Genomic DNA, 14,699 nt, shown 5'->3' with positions numbered 1-14,699 from the left:
CTATTAAATTTGTTGAATTTGCCCCACCTGCTTCTCCACTTCCCCAATCTGCCCTTGCAACTCCGCTAGTTTGGCTCGCTCGGCTTCTACCACATTTGCAGGCGCTTTGGCGACAAAGCCTTCATTGGACAGCTTCTTTCTGATGCCGTCTGCTTGGGCTTGTAGTTTATCACGCACTTTTTGTAGGCGGGCGATTTCGGCGGTCGGGTCAATCAAGCCTTTCATTGGTACAAGCACTTTTAATGAACCAATCAACGCTTGTGATGATAGCGGTACTTCATCGTTTTCACCAACCAAAGTTAGACTATCTACCTTGGCAAGGGCTTTAAACTGACTGTCAATGCGGACAAGGCTTGCTTGCTGTTCATCGCTCGCCCCTTGGATAAGTACAGGCAGACGCACAGCATTACCCAGCTTCATCTCGCCACGGATATTGCGCACCGCACCGATGAGACTTTGTAGCCACATCATGTCGCTTTCGGCTTGTTCGTTGATTTTGCTGTCATCACACTCAGGATAGGCACTTAGCATGATACTCTCGCCAGTTTTACCCAGTAGTGGCGTGATGGTCTGCCACAGCTCTTCGGTGATAAAGGGCATGATGGGATGAGCAAGGCGTAGGGCGACTTCTAGCACAGACAGTAGCACACGGCGGATTTCTGATTTTTGTTCACCGCTGATGGCAGGGTCATTTAGCACAGGCTTGGTCAGCTCCAAATACCAGTCGCAATACTCATTCCAGATAAACTCATAAATCGCCTGTGCCGCCAAATCCAAGCGATAGGTCTCAAACGCCAGTGCCACCGCTTTTTCACATTTTTGTAAGCGACTGACAATCCACTGCTCAGGCAAGCCCCATAGGTCTTGGCGAGACTCCGTGCCAATGGCTTGCTCTTGGCAGTTCATCAGCACAAAGCGGGTGGCGTTATAGATTTTATTACAAAAATTGCGATAGCCTTCCACACGTTTTAAATCAAAGTTGATGTCTCGCCCTGTGCTGGCTAGGCTGGCAAAAGCAAAACGCAGGGCATCTGTGCCAAAAGCAGCGATACCATCAGCAAACTCTTTGCGAGTGGCTTTTTCAATTTTGGGGGCGTCTTTGGGGTTCATAAGACCCGTGGTGCGTTTGGCGACCAGACTTTCTAAGTCAATACCATCAATCAAATCCAGTGGGTCAAGCACATTGCCCTTAGATTTGCTCATTTTTTGCCCTTCGCCATCACGCACAAGCCCATGCACATAGACGGTTTTAAAGGGGACTTGTGGCTTGCCGTCTTTGTCTTTGACAAAGTGCAGCGTCATCATAATCATGCGAGCCACCCAAAAGAAAATGATGTCAAAGCCAGTTACCAAGACACTTGTTGGGTGGAATTTTTGCAAGATGTCATTATCAAAATCTTTGTCCGTGCCTGTCCAGCCAAGCGTACTAAACGTCCACAGTGCCGAGCTAAACCATGTATCCAGCACATCGTCATCTTGGCGTAGGGGGGTGTCGCCCAAGTTGTGTTTTTGGCGGACTTCGGCTTCATCACGTCCCACATAGACACCGCCTTTATCATCATACCACGCAGGAATGCGATGACCCCACCACAGCTGACGGCTGATACACCAGTCTTGAATATCACGCATCCATGCCATGTACATATTGGTGTACTGCTCAGGCACAAATTTAATGTCGCCGTTTTGTACCGCATCAATGGCAGGTTTGGCAAGGGGGGCGATTTTGACATACCATTGGTCGGTCAGAAGCGGCTCAATCACCACACCAGAACGGTCGCCATAAGGACGTTTCAACTCATGCGGCTCAATTTTTTCTAAAAAGCTGTGGCTTTCTAAATCTTCAATGATTTTGGTGCGAGCGTCAAAACGGTCAAGCCCTTGATAAGCAGGTGGGGCATTTTCATTCATCGTGCCATCAAGGTTCATTAAGTTGATAATCTCAATGTCGTGGCGTTGCCCCACGTCATAATCATTAAAATCATGGGCAGGGGTGATTTTGACACAGCCTGTACCAAACTCAGGGTCAGGATAAGGGTCGGTCAATACAGGAATGGTGCGGTCGGTCAAGGGAACGTGTACCATTTTGCCAATGACGTGTGTATAGCGGTCATCATCAGGGTGTACCGCCAAACAGCCGTCTGCCAAAATGGTCTCTGGGCGTGTGGTGGCAATGTGCATATATTTACCATCTAGACTGACACCATTGGCGTCTGTTTGCCCTGCCACAAAGGGATAACGAACGTGATACATAAAGCCTTTTTCATCACGATTTTCCACTTCTAGGTCGCTGATGGCGGTTTGTAGCTTAATATCCCAGTTTACCAAGCGTTTGCCACGATAAATCAAGCCTTCTTCGTGTAGGCGAACAAACACTTCTTTGACCACCGCCGACAGTTCATCATCCATGGTAAAGCGTTCACGAGACCAGTCCACCGATGAACCCAGACGGCGGATTTGGCGAGTGATGTTGCCACCTGACTGCTCTTTCCATTGCCATACTTTTTCCAAAAACTTTTCACGTCCCAAATCATGACGACTGATGTTTTGTAAACCAAGCTGACGCTCCACCACCATTTGTGTAGCAATGCCAGCGTGGTCAGTACCGCCTTGCCATAGGGTGTTGTAGCCTTTCATGCGATGATAGCGAGTGAGTGCGTCCATGATGGCGTTGTTAAAGCCATGTCCCATGTGCAAAGAGCCTGTTACATTTGGCGGTGGCAGGGCAATAGAAAAAGACTTTTCTTTGTCAAGGGTGGGCTTAAAATAGCCATTTTGCTCCCAAGTGTCGTACCATTTTTGTTCTAGGGCGGACGGGTCGTAGGTGGTGGGTAGGGTGGTCATAAAGTGCCTTTGTAGATTTGATTTAGATAAAAAAAGATAAACCCTTAATTTTACCGTAAAATTAGGGGTTTGGGAAATTTAATTTTATTTGTCAGTTGGCAGTTTCGGTGGTACATTTGCATTGCCTACACTCATCACCGCCGTGCCATAAGCGAGCACTTCCACGCCACCACCTTCATCAACGGCTGATGTCTCAATGCGTATGCCATAGATTTGGTTATAGCCTTGCTTGTGAGCAAGTGTTTTCATACGCACCACCGCTTCACGCCGTCCACGCTCCAACAGGCTTTCATAAACGGTCAAATTTTTGCCAAACAAACTTAAAATCCCTGCCACCACCATTTTAAAGCGGTCTTGGGCAATGACCACGCTACCGACAACGAGTGTGCCATCTGTGCTTGTGTTTGGCACAAAAAACCGCTCATTTGAGACGATGATGTGTCCCACCAGCTTTTCATCAGTGTCAAGCCTTGTCAAATGCTTGCGTTCATTGCGTGTGCCAAAATACCATCCTGCCACAAACAACCCCACTGCAATGATGAGTTGCAGATTTTGCCAAAAGAATTCTAGTACGGTCATCTTAACACTCACATTAAGTGCCAAACGGCTGATAGCGTGGCAGGTCGGGATTGCTGGGGTTTTTTACTGCTTTGACTGCTGTGCCATAAACAAACAGCTCAGATGCTCCCACCGCCACATTGGATGTAGAAAATCTGATGCCAACAATCGCATCTGCCCCAAGCTCATCAGCCTTGGCAATCATACGGTCTAGGGCTTCTTGGCGAGCTTCTTCTAGCAGTTCTGTATAGGCGGTTAGCTCACCGCCCACGATGTTTTTTAGCCCAGCCAAAAAATCTTTGCCAACGTGTTTGGTGCGTACAGTACTGCCATAAACCACGTCCAAACGTTCGGTGATGGTGTAGTTGGGTAGGTGTTCTAGGTTGGATAATTGCATGTTGTTTCCTAAGTTTAATCAGACAGATAAGCAAATAATAGCAGTTTATCACAAGAAAAACCACTTGAAAAATTTGCTGTTTTCTTATAAAATAATGTCCTTATTTTTCATTGTTTCCCATCTAAGTTGGCTAATAGATGACTTTGTGGTGTATCATATCAAAGTTGGTTGATGATGATATGGCCACAATTGGCAAAAGCCTTTTTATTAGTGCTTAGGTTTATTGGATTGTATCATGCGTAAAGACATTCACCCAGAATACCGTGAAGTATTGTTTCACGACACCAATGCAGACGTATATTTTTTAACCCGTTCTACCATTGCTACCAAAACCACTCGTGAATACGAAGGCGTTGAGTACCCTTATTATCCACTTGATATTTCAAGTGCTTCTCACCCATTTTACACAGGTGAACAGCGTCAAGCAGCTAACGAAGGTCGTGTGGCTACCTTTAATAAGCGTTTTGGTGCTTTTGCTAATCGTGGTAAAAAGTAAGTTTTTATCCACAAAAAACCGTCCACATGGACGGTTTTTTTATTTTAGGGCATTGCCAGTTCGGGCTTTAAAGGCAAATGACCTGCCAGCTCCAACAGTGCTTTTTGATAAACACCCCGTTTAAAGGCAACAACTTGTCCCAAAGGATACCAGTAACTTACCCAAGACCATTCATCAAATTCAGGAATGGCAACATCAAAACGAATATATTCGGTATTTGGTTCATCCAGCTGTAACAAAAACCATTTTTGTTTTTGTCCGATACACAAAGGCTCTTGACCCATTCGCAAACAGCGTCTTGGCAAGCGATAACGCAACCAATCGTTTGTTACACCAAGCAATTTGACATGATGGGGGTATAGCCCCACTTCTTCGTGTAGCTCACGGTACATGGCATCTAAGGGAGTCTCGCCCCTATCTATGCCCCCTTGGGGAAACTGCCAACTGTCATCGCCAATGCGTTTGGCAAGCAAAACTTGCCCTTGTGTATTTGCTAAGATGATACCGACATTGGCACGAAAGCCGTCTGCATCAATCATAATAAGCTCTTATATTTTAAAAAACCGCTAAAACGGTAACTTGACTATTAAACCAAACTTTTGCAAAAAAGTATAGGGCAAAGCTGTAATCTTGGGCAAAATCATATAAATAAATGGTAAGTAAATTTTATCTTGGTTTATCTTGACAAGGTGGCTTGAATTTTATGATGATTATCTCTATTGTAGCTGTATTTTATTTTTTAAGGTAAATGACATGACCATGACAGCAAGCGTGGATTGGCTAAAAAACGAAGCCATCAATTTTAAGACCAAAAGTGGCTCAGGGCATACGGTGGTGGTGGATTCCAAACAAGAGCTTGGGGCTAGACCCATGGAGCTGATGTTGATGGGCTTAGGTGGCTGTGCCAGTTATGATGTGGTGAGCATTTTACAAAAATCTCGTCAAAACATCAGTGATGTTCGTTGTGAAGTGTCTGCCAAACGTGCTGACAGCATTCCTGCGGTATTTACCGACATTCATTTGCATTTTATCATCACAGGTAAAGACATTAAAGAAAGCCAAGTTGCCAAAGCCATTGAGCTGTCTGCAACCAAATACTGCTCAGCATCTAAAATGCTTGCTGATGGTGGCGTTGTCATCACGCATGATTATGAGATTGTGGGTGAGTAATATGGGCGTGATTAATTATTTTCCATCTGAGCTGTCTTATGTCATCGTAGCGATGGTGGTGGCGTGTTTGTTGCCCTATGTATTTACTTTGTTGGCTAAAATCACAGGTGGGTTTGATTTTAAACAGGACAATCATCAGCCACGAGATTTTTTAAGTCGCACCACAGGGCTGTCCGCTCGCCTAAATGCCGCCCAAGCCAATAGTTTTGAAGGACTACCCATTTTTATTGGGGCGGTATTGGTGGCGATGTATTGTTTTGTCCCCCAAAACATCATCAATGCTTTGGCGTGGTTTTATGTGCTGTTGCGTGTGGTGTATGGCGTGGCTTATGCTTATGATTTAGCAAGTTTGCGTTCGGTGGTTTGGGGGTTGTCTTTAGGCTGTTGTTTGTTGTTATTTTATTTGTCGTGGGTGATGGTTTAATAAAATAAAATCGTGGATTGTTCGCTCTTTTTATTGTTAGATTGTGAAATATTTTATTTATATTGAATATTTTTATAAATACCAAAGTAACTTTTAATATCTTGGTTGTTATTTTGGATTTTTCTTTAAAAAATGTTTAAAAAATATTGAAGTTTTTTTTAAAATTATGCTAATATAGGCAAAAATAAAAACCATGAGTTTTTATGTGGTGTGGTGAGTATTTTGAATACTTTCATCATTTAATAAACCTAAATGCAGGAATTTTTATGAGTAATAGCAATTTAGATGACCTAAGCGTAGAGCAGCTAGAAAATCTTGCCAAAGACGCACAAGCTAAAATCAAACAAAAACAAGCAGAAGGTCTAAAAGACGCTTATTTGCAATTTAAAAAAATCGCCAAAGAAAATAACTCTACCATTGAAGAGATTTTAAAAGTTGGCAAAAAAGCCCACAAAGAAAGTCGCATTGCTTATAGAGACCCTGCCAACCCCAAAAACTCATGGGCAGGTCGTGGTCGTAAACCCATGTGGTTGGAAGAAGCACTTGCCAAAGGCAAAAAACTAGAAGATTTTGCAGTATAAATAAACCAATGGCGATTTGGATAAGTTGGATTTATGATTCTGGCTTATCCTTTATTGTCATGATGAATTGATGGCTTTAAGAGATTTTATTTAAATAAAATAATCATAAAAAACAGAGTAATCAATTTAAAAAGTTACGATAAAAGAATTGAGCATAATTATGTCAACAGTAAACAAAGTAATCATTGTTGGTAGATTGGGTCAAGACCCAGAAGTTCGCCAGTTTTCTAATGGCAGTAGCATCACAAATATTAGTGTGGCAACCAGTGAACGCTGGACAGACAAAAACACAGGTGAATTAAAAGAAAAAACAGAATGGCACAGAATTGTTTTACAAAATCGTGGTAATTACCGTTTGGGGGATATTGCGGCTCAATATTTACATAAAGGCTCATTGGTTTATATTGAAGGCAGTCTGAGCACTCGTAAATGGACAGACCAACAAGGCATTGAGCGTTATGCCACCGAAATTCGTGCTGACACCATGAACATACTGAGCAGTAATCAAAATAACCATCAAAATCAAGGTCAATGGAACAACCCTCAAAACCATCATGTCCAAGGTTATCAAGCTCAGCCACAAGGTTATTACAACCAATACCCCAACAACAATCCTGTTCAAGGAATAAACAACGCCCCCCAAGCTCATCAGATGGGACATCAAAACATGGGTGGTATGGACGTGCCAAACACGCCCCCACAAGCCCCCCAAGGTGGTCTGCCCAATGCGATGAATGACAATCAGTTTGTCAAGCAATCTGCCCCACAAGGTATGCCCAAGGGTGCTACGAGCAATATTCCAGATGATGACATGCCGTTTTAAACACAGCACACACCAAAACGACAGGAGCAATCTTGTCGCTTTTGTTTTTTGGGCATTGTGCTAAAATATACTGACAACTGTAAACTTTTTAAATATCAAGGACATTTTATGAAACGTGTGGTAATTACAGGGGCGGGCATTGTCTCTTGTTTGGGTAATGACTTAGAAGTGGTCAAAAATGCGTTGTTTCATGGGCAATCAGGACTGTCTTTTAATCAAAGTTATGCCGATAATGGCTTTAAATCGTGTGTGTCAGGCAGTATTGACCAAAATACCCTAGATACCACACAGATTGACCGTAAACTTAAACGCTTTATGTCAGAAGCCAGCCTGTATGCTTATGTCAGTGCCTTGCAAGCCATCAAGCAATCAGGGCTAAGTGATGAACAAATCGCCCACAATCCCCGTGTGGCGGTGGTGGCAGGCTCAGGTGGTGCATCCACGGCTGACGTGGTGGCTTCTGTGGACAACATGAAAACCAAGGGCTTGCGTGGTGTGGGAGCGATGGCTGTACCTAAAATCATGAGTAGCACCGTTTCTGCGACACTTGCCACGGGTTTTAAGATTCAAGGGATTAGTTACTCCATCTCGTCTGCGTGTGCCACATCTAGCCACTGTGTGGGTCATGCCATGGAGCTGATACAGCTTGGTAAGGCGGATGTGGTCTTGGCTGGCGGTGGTGAGAGCGAGCATTGGACGCAGTCGTGTATGTTTGATGCGATGGGAGCGATGAGCACCCAATATAACGACACCCCACAAACTGCCAGTCGCCCTTATGATGCCACACGTGATGGCTTTGTGATTGCAGGGGGCGGAGCGATGTTGGTGCTTGAAAGCTTAGAACACGCCCAAGCTCGTGGAGCGACCATTTTGGCAGAAGTGGTGGGCTATGGGGCGACATCAGACGGAGTGGAAATGGTAGCTCCAAGCGGTGAAGGGGCGGTGCGTTGTATGCAAATCGCTCTTAATCAAGCAGGACTTAGTACGGTGGACTACATCAACACCCACGGCACCAGCACGCCACTTGGCGATATTACCGAGCTTAACGCCATCAGCGAAGTGTTTGGTGGGGCAAGCAACGTACCACCGATTAGCTCCACCAAATCCATGACAGGGCATAGCCTAGGGGCAGTAGGGGCTCAGGAGCTGATTTATTGTTTACTGATGTTAAATCATGGCTTTATCGCCCCAAACATCAACATCACCGAGATGGACGAAGGGGCAAAAGCGTTTGATATTGTTACCCAAACTCGCCAAACCCCATTAAATACGGTGATGAGTAATAGTTTTGGCTTTGGGGGCACCAACGCGGCATTGATTATCAAGCGTTTTGATGGGTGATAAAGCCAGTCAAAGTGCCAAATCAATTTTGGAACTTGTAACACACTCATCAATAGCTACAAATTTGACAGTGCAGTGAGTTGCTGGATGTGATTTAAGTAAGCAAATTTTGTGTTGTCATAGCTTTGATTGTTGATTAAACTGCTAATTGGGTGGTTTGAACTAAATTTATGGGCTTATTTATGCAAAAAAGAAGTGTGCTGATGGCAGCTTTAAGTGCCATCTTGGCAATGGCTTTGACTGGTTGTCATGCCACAAAAAAAGACGACACACAGCAGGCACAAGAACAAGAAGTGGAGCAAACACTTGGCGAAGAAGGTCCACACGCTGCCGCTGACCGCCCTTTGGCAAAACGTGTCATCAAAAGTCATGATGGCATACATCATGTTGAGATAGATTTTGGTAATGTCGTACAAGGTAAATACAGCACGCCTGCACGTGGCATCTTGATTGCACCTACGCACGCACAGTCGCCCACACCTGTGATTGTCATCAGTCATTTGCGTTCGCCAAATTGTGCAGACAAAAGCTCTGCCTATCCTTGTGCTGATGGAGCAGAAATCCGCTACGACCAAGGCATGAGCTATCTGGGTGAGCATTTGGCAAAGCAGGGTTATACAGTCATCATTCCTGACTTGGGTGGGGTGTTTATTGGGGCAGATGTAACCGCTCCTTATGACCAAGGCAAGATGTGGCAAGAGGTGGTTGGTCGCTTTGTCGATGCCATCAAAACTGACCTTCAAGGCACAACTGATACCTTTGGCGTGGATATTGCCCCTGTGGATTTGACCAAAGTGGGGCTTTTTGCCCATTCGCGTTCAGGGCAGATGGTGGACGCTGCCCAGCAGTTATTTGGCAAAGACAACCTAAAAAGCGTGTTTGCTTATGCACCTGCTTATGACACCATAGAGCTTGAATTTATCTCGCCTGTGCCTGCTGATGTGCCTTATTTGGCGGTGGTGGGCAGTCTTGATGCGGACGTGGGCTCATCTGCCAATCTGTGGCTTGGGCATTATGCCAGCACGCCCCGCCAAAGCCCTGCTTCGGTGGTGGAGCTACCGGGGCTTGGGCATATGTATGTCAATCGGGCGACCAGTCAAATTGGCTTTGATGACCGTATTGGCTGTGATGTGCTTGATTGTCTTAATGATAAAGAACATGAACGTGTCATGCTCCAAACAGCAAGCACATGGTTTGATGACACATTGCGTGGCATAAACTCAGTGCTACCAATGACCAACAGCCAAGTTTTGCCCTCACAAGTGGCAGGGCTATCGGCTCATTGGCTGTCTTTGACGCCAAAGGCGATTGGTTTTGTTGAGCCCAAAGACTGGGTGGACGTTCAAAGCGGTAAAGAGGTAATGGTGTGTATCCATGCTGACCCCATGAATCCCATGCGACCTAAAAACGCTTGTCCAGAGCCTGACCGTGGTTTTGTACAAATCTTGACCCCTGTGGCACGTCTGTCTGGTGTTAGTAGTGCCAAAACGCAGATACAAGGGGCTAAGGGCGTCTCTTTGCAGCTTGCCCCCACAGGCAGTCATCAAGGCGTACAAGGCACAGCAGTTAGCCTAACTTTACATACCACTGGTGGTAGTACCACCATAGAGCTATCTGCTGACCACCCTGCACTCATCAGCCGTCAGTCTGAGCAGGATAATGGCACATATCGGCTAGGGACGGTGCGTGTGCCTTTGCCACCTGACATCACCAAAGAGACCATCACCCAAATCACCCTAGACCCCAAACATCCCATTTATGTGCGTAGCGTGGATTTTTGGTAGTATGGGTTTTGCCGAAGACCCCAAAGCCAGTGTTTTGGGGTTTTTCGTTGATGAGTGAGAGTTTGTAGTTTGGGTGGATGAGCCAATGTTTACTGTTTATGAATTTATCAGCCCCTTATCAGCAAGCGAGCTGACGGCACTTGTGGCGTATCATAGCGATTGGCAGGTGTGCTTTTTAAATGACGACCATCACCCCGTCATTGGCATTTTGCCCAAAGTGTCTTGGCAAGCTTGGTATGGTGATGATGGTTTGGTCATTCATCGCTTTTGCCGAGATGAGCAAAAGCACCGCCAATATGCCAGCGATTATCAAACATGGCAAGATGAGTTGATAGTCTATATCAGCACCCTAAGCATGCCAAAGCACCAACAAGGCTATGGTCATGGGCTGATGGGGTTTGTTGGGTATGACATATCCGCCCATGCACTCAATCCCAGTATCGCCATCAAAGATGGTCAAATGTGTGCGTTTATGGGGCATTATGACATTTATCTAAAACCGTCTCATCAGGGTTTTGTGTTGTGTGGTGTGGGGGTAGATGCTGTTTTTTTTGAACAAATCAAACATAAACTTGCTTGGCTGATGGGTCAGTCTTTGCCTGTGCCAGTCGGCTGTCAGTTTAGCCCACTTTGGCAAAAGGGCGATTATGCCAATGCTTTTAACAAAACCCAAGACTATATCAAGGCAGGCGATACTTATCAAATCAATCTGACCCAAGCATGGCAAGCGGACTTAACAGACAAACTGGCAAGTTATCTACCAAAACTACAAAGCACCATGAACGCACCTTTTGCTACCTTTTTAAGGGCAGATGATTTTGAGCTATTGTCAGTATCGCCTGAGCTGTTTTTTGAATTTGACAAGGCAGATAAGCATATCCACATCATCACCAAACCCATCAAAGGCACACGCCCCCGCCATCACAACCCTGTGCAAGATGAACAGTTGAAAAACGAGCTTGCCAGTAGCGAAAAAGACATCAGCGAAAATGTGATGATTGTGGATTTACTTAGAAATGATTTGGGTAAATACGCTCATGTTGGCACGGTAAAAACGCCCAAACGCTTTGCCATTGAGAGTTTTCAAAACGTTCATCACATGGTCAGCACCATCACTGCCACATTAAAATCAGACACACACCCTTTGACGGTGCTGTTTGGCAGTCTGCCAGCAGGCTCAATCACAGGAGCGCCCAAAAAGCGGGCGTGTGAGATTATCAGCGAGCTAGAAAGTCAGCCACGTGGGGCGTATTGTGGCACGATGGGCTATCTTAATGCCGATGGCACAGGGCGGTGGAATGTGCTGATTCGCACCCTACAAGCCCAAAACAGCCAAGCACAACTATGGGCAGGCGGGGGTGTTACCATCAAGTCAAAGATGGATGGCGAGTACCAAGAGTGCTTGGACAAAGTGGGGGTGATGATGAAGGTGATGGCATGACCCACACGAAAAATAGAACATACCCAAAATTTTTGTTATAATAAATCTTTTTTCTTTCAATTTTCCAACGGTAGCGGTTATATGTTTGAGAGTAACAAACATCACTGCCAACGCCACATATAGGAGACTTTTATGGTCGCAATTACTTTACCTGATGGTAGTATTAGAGAATTTGACGGACAAACCACCGTCATGCAAATCGCTCAAAATATCGGTGCAGGACTTGCCAAAGCCACCGTGGCAGGGCGTGTCAATGGTCAGCTTGTGGACGCACACGACCCCATCACCACCGATGCGACCGTAGAGATTATCACGCCCAAAAACCCTGAGGGTGTGGAGATTATCCGCCACAGCTGTGCTCATCTGCTCGGTCATGCGGTCAAACAGCTCTACCCTGAGGTTAAAATGGTCATCGGTCCTGTGATTGAAGACGGCTTTTATTATGACATTTATAGTGAACGCCCCTTTACCCCTGAGGACATGACAGCCATTGAAGCACGCATGAAAGTCTTGATTGACCAAGATTATGATGTGATTAAAAAAATGACCCCCCGTGATGAGGTCATCAAAGTATTTAGCGAGCGTGGCGAAACTTATAAATTGCGTTTGGTGGAGGATATGCCTGATGAGACGCACATGGGGCTGTATTATCACCAAGAATATGTGGACATGTGCCGTGGTCCACACGTGCCAAACACACGTTTTTTAAAGGCATTTGCTTTGACCAAGATGAGCGGAGCGTATTGGCGAGGGGACGCCAAAAATGAGCAATTACAGCGTATTTATGGCACGGCGTGGGCGGACAAAAAAGAGTTGCAAGCCTACATCAAACGCATAGAAGAAGCCGAAAAACGCGACCACCGCAAAATCGGCAAGCAGTTGGGTTTATTTCACCTACAAGAGCAAGCCCCTGGTATGGTGTTTTGGCACCCAAATGGTTGGACGATTTGGCAGGTGTTAGAGCAATACATGCGTAAAATCCAAAAAGACAACGGCTATCTTGAAATCAAAACCCCCCAAGTAGTAGACAGAAGTTTGTGGGAGCGTTCGGGGCATTGGGAAAACTACGCCGAAAATATGTTTACCACGTCCAGCGAAAACCGTGATTATGCCATCAAGCCCATGAACTGCCCTTGTCATGTGCAGGTGTTTAATCAAGGCCTAAAATCCTACCGTGATTTGCCGCTGCGTTTGGCGGAGTTTGGTTCGTGTCATCGCAATGAGCCGTCTGGGGCACTGCATGGCATCATGCGTGTGCGTGGTTTTACCCAAGATGATGCTCATATTTTTTGTACCAACAGCCAAATCCGTCAAGAAGCCCTTGATTTTATCAAACTGACCTTAGATGTCTATAAAGACTTTGGTTTTGACAATATCGCTATGAAGCTCTCTACTCGCCCCCAAAAGCGTGTTGGCTCGGATGAGCTTTGGGATTTGGCAGAAAAAGACCTAGCTGATGCTTTGGATGATGCAGGGCTAGACTGGGAGCTACAAGCAGGCGAAGGGGCGTTTTATGGTCCTAAGATTGAATTTAGCTTAAAAGACAGCTTAGGTCGTGTGTGGCAATGTGGCACGCTACAGCTAGATTTTAATCTGCCAGAACGCCTAGACGCTGAATATGTGGGCGAAAGCGGTGAGCGTGAACGCCCTGTGATGCTCCATCGTGCGATTTTGGGCAGTTTTGAGCGGTTTATTGGCATTTTGATTGAGCATTATGCTGGCTTTTTCCCAGCGTGGCTTGCCCCAGTGCAGGCGGTGGTGATGAACATCACGGACAAACAAGCCAATTACTGTGAAAATGTTGTCAGTCAGCTTAGCACCCAAGGGTTTAGAGCAATCAGCGATTTGCGCAACGAAAAAATTGGCTTTAAAATCCGTGAACGCACCCTTGAACGCATTCCCTTTATGCTGGTGGTAGGCGACAAAGAAATGGAAAGTGGCACGGTCAATGTGCGTACCCGTGAAGGCGAAAACTTGGGTAGCATGAGCCTTGATGCGTTTGTGAATGTATTGACCTTGACAATCGCCCAAAAGGGCCGTGTATCGCAGGAGAGTGAGTGATGAAATACGGTGCGATTTTATTGGCATTGCTAGCGTCTGTTGGTCAAGCTGGGGCGAGCGAATCTAAGCTCACCCAGTGGGCATCAAAAACCACCGCCAAAATCGTCAGTGGCACCAAAGATGTTTTGACAGGCGTGCAGCAAGGGGTGGACACAGGCAGACAGACAGGGGCGAGCGTTGATGGGGCGGTGGTCATCACCAACCAAAACTATCACCCTTATGTGGACATCAGTGTGGAATCTGCCACCACCAAGACGGGCGTTTATGAGCTGACTTTGGTGTTTAAAAATAAAACTGACCAGATTGTACGCTTGACCAATCTATATCAAGCTCGCAATTTTTATTTGCTGGACAATAAAGGTTTTAGTACCGCTTTGGTGGTTGGTGGTGATACAGGCGATGTTACGATACTAAAAAACTCAGCCACCAAAAAAACCTATCGTTTTTCAACGCAGCCATTGTCAGGCGATGTGGTGGCACTACGTTTGTATGAAACAAATATTGCTTTGCCATAATGCTGATTTGGTATTGTTATTTTTAAGAGTATTAATAAAACCACTGTTATTATCAGTGGTTTTTTTATGCTAAAACAAACATCAATTACTATAAAGTTGTGCCATAAAATACATCATGTCTTATGTTGGTTTTGTTAAAACATGCTTATCTTTTTGCTAGGTTGGATTTTGTGTTTAAAGACTTGAAATAACTATTTTTTAAGATTTTTTTTATTATAAAATCAATACCTTGATTTTTAAAGTTTTTAAACCTAGTCTAACGTTGAT

14 protein-coding genes are annotated in these 14,699 nt (G+C 45.2%); 10 read left to right on the top strand and 4 right to left on the bottom strand.

The features are described from left to right. Positions 1 to 3: 3 nt before the first annotated feature. The 3 genes from CEW93_RS05615 to CEW93_RS05605 form a co-directional block, all read right to left on the bottom strand. Positions 4 to 2,841, bottom strand: coding sequence for a valine--tRNA ligase (locus tag CEW93_RS05615; RefSeq protein ID WP_089539470.1), 2,838 nt, complete (start codon positions 2,839 to 2,841; stop codon positions 4 to 6). An 84-nt stretch (positions 2,842 to 2,925) separates the two neighbouring features. Further along, a complete protein-coding gene (locus CEW93_RS05610) occupies positions 2,926 to 3,420 on the bottom strand; it encodes a YbjQ family protein (RefSeq protein WP_089539598.1) in 495 nt (164 codons plus the stop codon). 13 nt (positions 3,421 to 3,433) lie between these two features. Continuing rightward, positions 3,434 to 3,796, bottom strand: coding sequence for a YbjQ family protein (locus tag CEW93_RS05605; protein ID WP_089539469.1), 363 nt, complete (start codon positions 3,794 to 3,796; stop codon positions 3,434 to 3,436). 235 nt (positions 3,797 to 4,031) lie between these two features. On the opposite strand from CEW93_RS05605, the gene CEW93_RS05600 reads away from it, so the two are divergent. Further along, positions 4,032 to 4,292 (top strand): type B 50S ribosomal protein L31, encoded by a 261-nt coding sequence (locus CEW93_RS05600; RefSeq protein WP_089539468.1) that lies wholly within the window; start codon positions 4,032 to 4,034, stop codon positions 4,290 to 4,292. Positions 4,293 to 4,336: 44 nt separating this feature from the next. Here the strand turns inward: CEW93_RS05600 and CEW93_RS05595 are convergent, their stop codons facing one another. Continuing rightward, positions 4,337 to 4,831, bottom strand: coding sequence for an RNA pyrophosphohydrolase (locus CEW93_RS05595; protein WP_089539467.1), 495 nt, complete (start codon positions 4,829 to 4,831; stop codon positions 4,337 to 4,339). Positions 4,832 to 5,051: 220 nt separating this feature from the next. Between CEW93_RS05595 and CEW93_RS05590 the strand changes: the two genes are divergently transcribed. The 9 genes from CEW93_RS05590 to CEW93_RS05550 all read left to right on the top strand — a co-directional run bounded on the left by CEW93_RS05590 (position 5,052) and on the right by CEW93_RS05550 (position 14,432). Then, positions 5,052 to 5,462, top strand: coding sequence for an OsmC family protein (locus CEW93_RS05590; protein ID WP_089539597.1), 411 nt, complete (start codon positions 5,052 to 5,054; stop codon positions 5,460 to 5,462). 1 nt (position 5,463) lies between these two features. Then, positions 5,464 to 5,886: an MAPEG family protein gene (locus CEW93_RS05585; RefSeq protein WP_089539466.1), complete on the top strand. Its 423-nt coding sequence runs from the start codon at positions 5,464 to 5,466 to the stop codon at positions 5,884 to 5,886. Positions 5,887 to 6,152: 266 nt separating this feature from the next. Then, entirely contained in the window at positions 6,153 to 6,467 is a 315-nt protein-coding gene (locus CEW93_RS05580) for an H-NS family nucleoid-associated regulatory protein (protein WP_089539465.1), read from the top strand. 160 nt (positions 6,468 to 6,627) lie between these two features. Beyond that, the gene (locus tag CEW93_RS05575) at positions 6,628 to 7,290 is read left to right on the top strand and encodes a single-stranded DNA-binding protein (protein WP_089539464.1); all 663 of its coding nucleotides are present in this window, start codon (positions 6,628 to 6,630) and stop codon (positions 7,288 to 7,290) included. A gap of 108 nt (positions 7,291 to 7,398) precedes the next feature. Beyond that, positions 7,399 to 8,631, top strand: a complete 1,233-nt coding sequence (locus CEW93_RS05570; protein ID WP_089539463.1) for a beta-ketoacyl-ACP synthase II — start codon at positions 7,399 to 7,401, stop codon at positions 8,629 to 8,631. Positions 8,632 to 8,813: 182 nt separating this feature from the next. Then, positions 8,814 to 10,415, top strand: coding sequence for a hypothetical protein (locus CEW93_RS05565; RefSeq protein WP_143822761.1), 1,602 nt, complete (start codon positions 8,814 to 8,816; stop codon positions 10,413 to 10,415). An 85-nt stretch (positions 10,416 to 10,500) separates the two neighbouring features. Continuing rightward, the gene (locus CEW93_RS05560) at positions 10,501 to 11,856 is read left to right on the top strand and encodes an anthranilate synthase component I family protein (protein WP_089539596.1); all 1,356 of its coding nucleotides are present in this window, start codon (positions 10,501 to 10,503) and stop codon (positions 11,854 to 11,856) included. A gap of 132 nt (positions 11,857 to 11,988) precedes the next feature. After that, entirely contained in the window at positions 11,989 to 13,917 is a 1,929-nt protein-coding gene (gene thrS, locus CEW93_RS05555; protein ID WP_089539461.1) for a threonine--tRNA ligase, read from the top strand. Next, complete coding sequence (locus CEW93_RS05550) at positions 13,914 to 14,432, top strand: hypothetical protein (protein WP_143822760.1); 519 nt, start codon at positions 13,914 to 13,916, stop codon at positions 14,430 to 14,432. The genes thrS and CEW93_RS05550 overlap by 4 nt, the downstream gene beginning before the upstream one ends. Positions 14,433 to 14,699 lie beyond the last annotated feature (267 nt).

Source organism: Moraxella sp. VT-16-12 (assembly GCF_002224245.2).
Lineage (GTDB): Bacteria > Pseudomonadota > Gammaproteobacteria > Pseudomonadales > Moraxellaceae > Moraxella.
The sequence above is the reverse complement of the archived record's forward strand: the minus strand, read 5'-3'. Positions and strand labels throughout refer to the sequence as shown.

What these genes read in the sequence shown, in the direction of transcription:
- CEW93_RS05615 (WP_089539470.1), bottom strand. Translation starts at nt 2,841, where the DNA reads ATGACCACCCTACCCACCACCTACGACCCGTCCGCCCTAGAACAAAAA.
- CEW93_RS05610 (WP_089539598.1), bottom strand. Translation starts at nt 3,420, where the DNA reads ATGACCGTACTAGAATTCTTTTGGCAAAATCTGCAACTCATCATTGCA.
- CEW93_RS05605 (WP_089539469.1), bottom strand. Translation starts at nt 3,796, where the DNA reads ATGCAATTATCCAACCTAGAACACCTACCCAACTACACCATCACCGAA.
- CEW93_RS05600 (WP_089539468.1), top strand. Translation starts at nt 4,032, where the DNA reads ATGCGTAAAGACATTCACCCAGAATACCGTGAAGTATTGTTTCACGAC.
- CEW93_RS05595 (WP_089539467.1), bottom strand. Translation starts at nt 4,831, where the DNA reads ATGATTGATGCAGACGGCTTTCGTGCCAATGTCGGTATCATCTTAGCA.
- CEW93_RS05590 (WP_089539597.1), top strand. Translation starts at nt 5,052, where the DNA reads ATGACAGCAAGCGTGGATTGGCTAAAAAACGAAGCCATCAATTTTAAG.
- CEW93_RS05585 (WP_089539466.1), top strand. Translation starts at nt 5,464, where the DNA reads ATGGGCGTGATTAATTATTTTCCATCTGAGCTGTCTTATGTCATCGTA.
- CEW93_RS05580 (WP_089539465.1), top strand. Translation starts at nt 6,153, where the DNA reads ATGAGTAATAGCAATTTAGATGACCTAAGCGTAGAGCAGCTAGAAAAT.
- CEW93_RS05575 (WP_089539464.1), top strand. Translation starts at nt 6,628, where the DNA reads ATGTCAACAGTAAACAAAGTAATCATTGTTGGTAGATTGGGTCAAGAC.
- CEW93_RS05570 (WP_089539463.1), top strand. Translation starts at nt 7,399, where the DNA reads ATGAAACGTGTGGTAATTACAGGGGCGGGCATTGTCTCTTGTTTGGGT.
- CEW93_RS05565 (WP_143822761.1), top strand. Translation starts at nt 8,814, where the DNA reads ATGCAAAAAAGAAGTGTGCTGATGGCAGCTTTAAGTGCCATCTTGGCA.
- CEW93_RS05560 (WP_089539596.1), top strand. Translation starts at nt 10,501, where the DNA reads ATGTTTACTGTTTATGAATTTATCAGCCCCTTATCAGCAAGCGAGCTG.
- thrS (WP_089539461.1), top strand. Translation starts at nt 11,989, where the DNA reads ATGGTCGCAATTACTTTACCTGATGGTAGTATTAGAGAATTTGACGGA.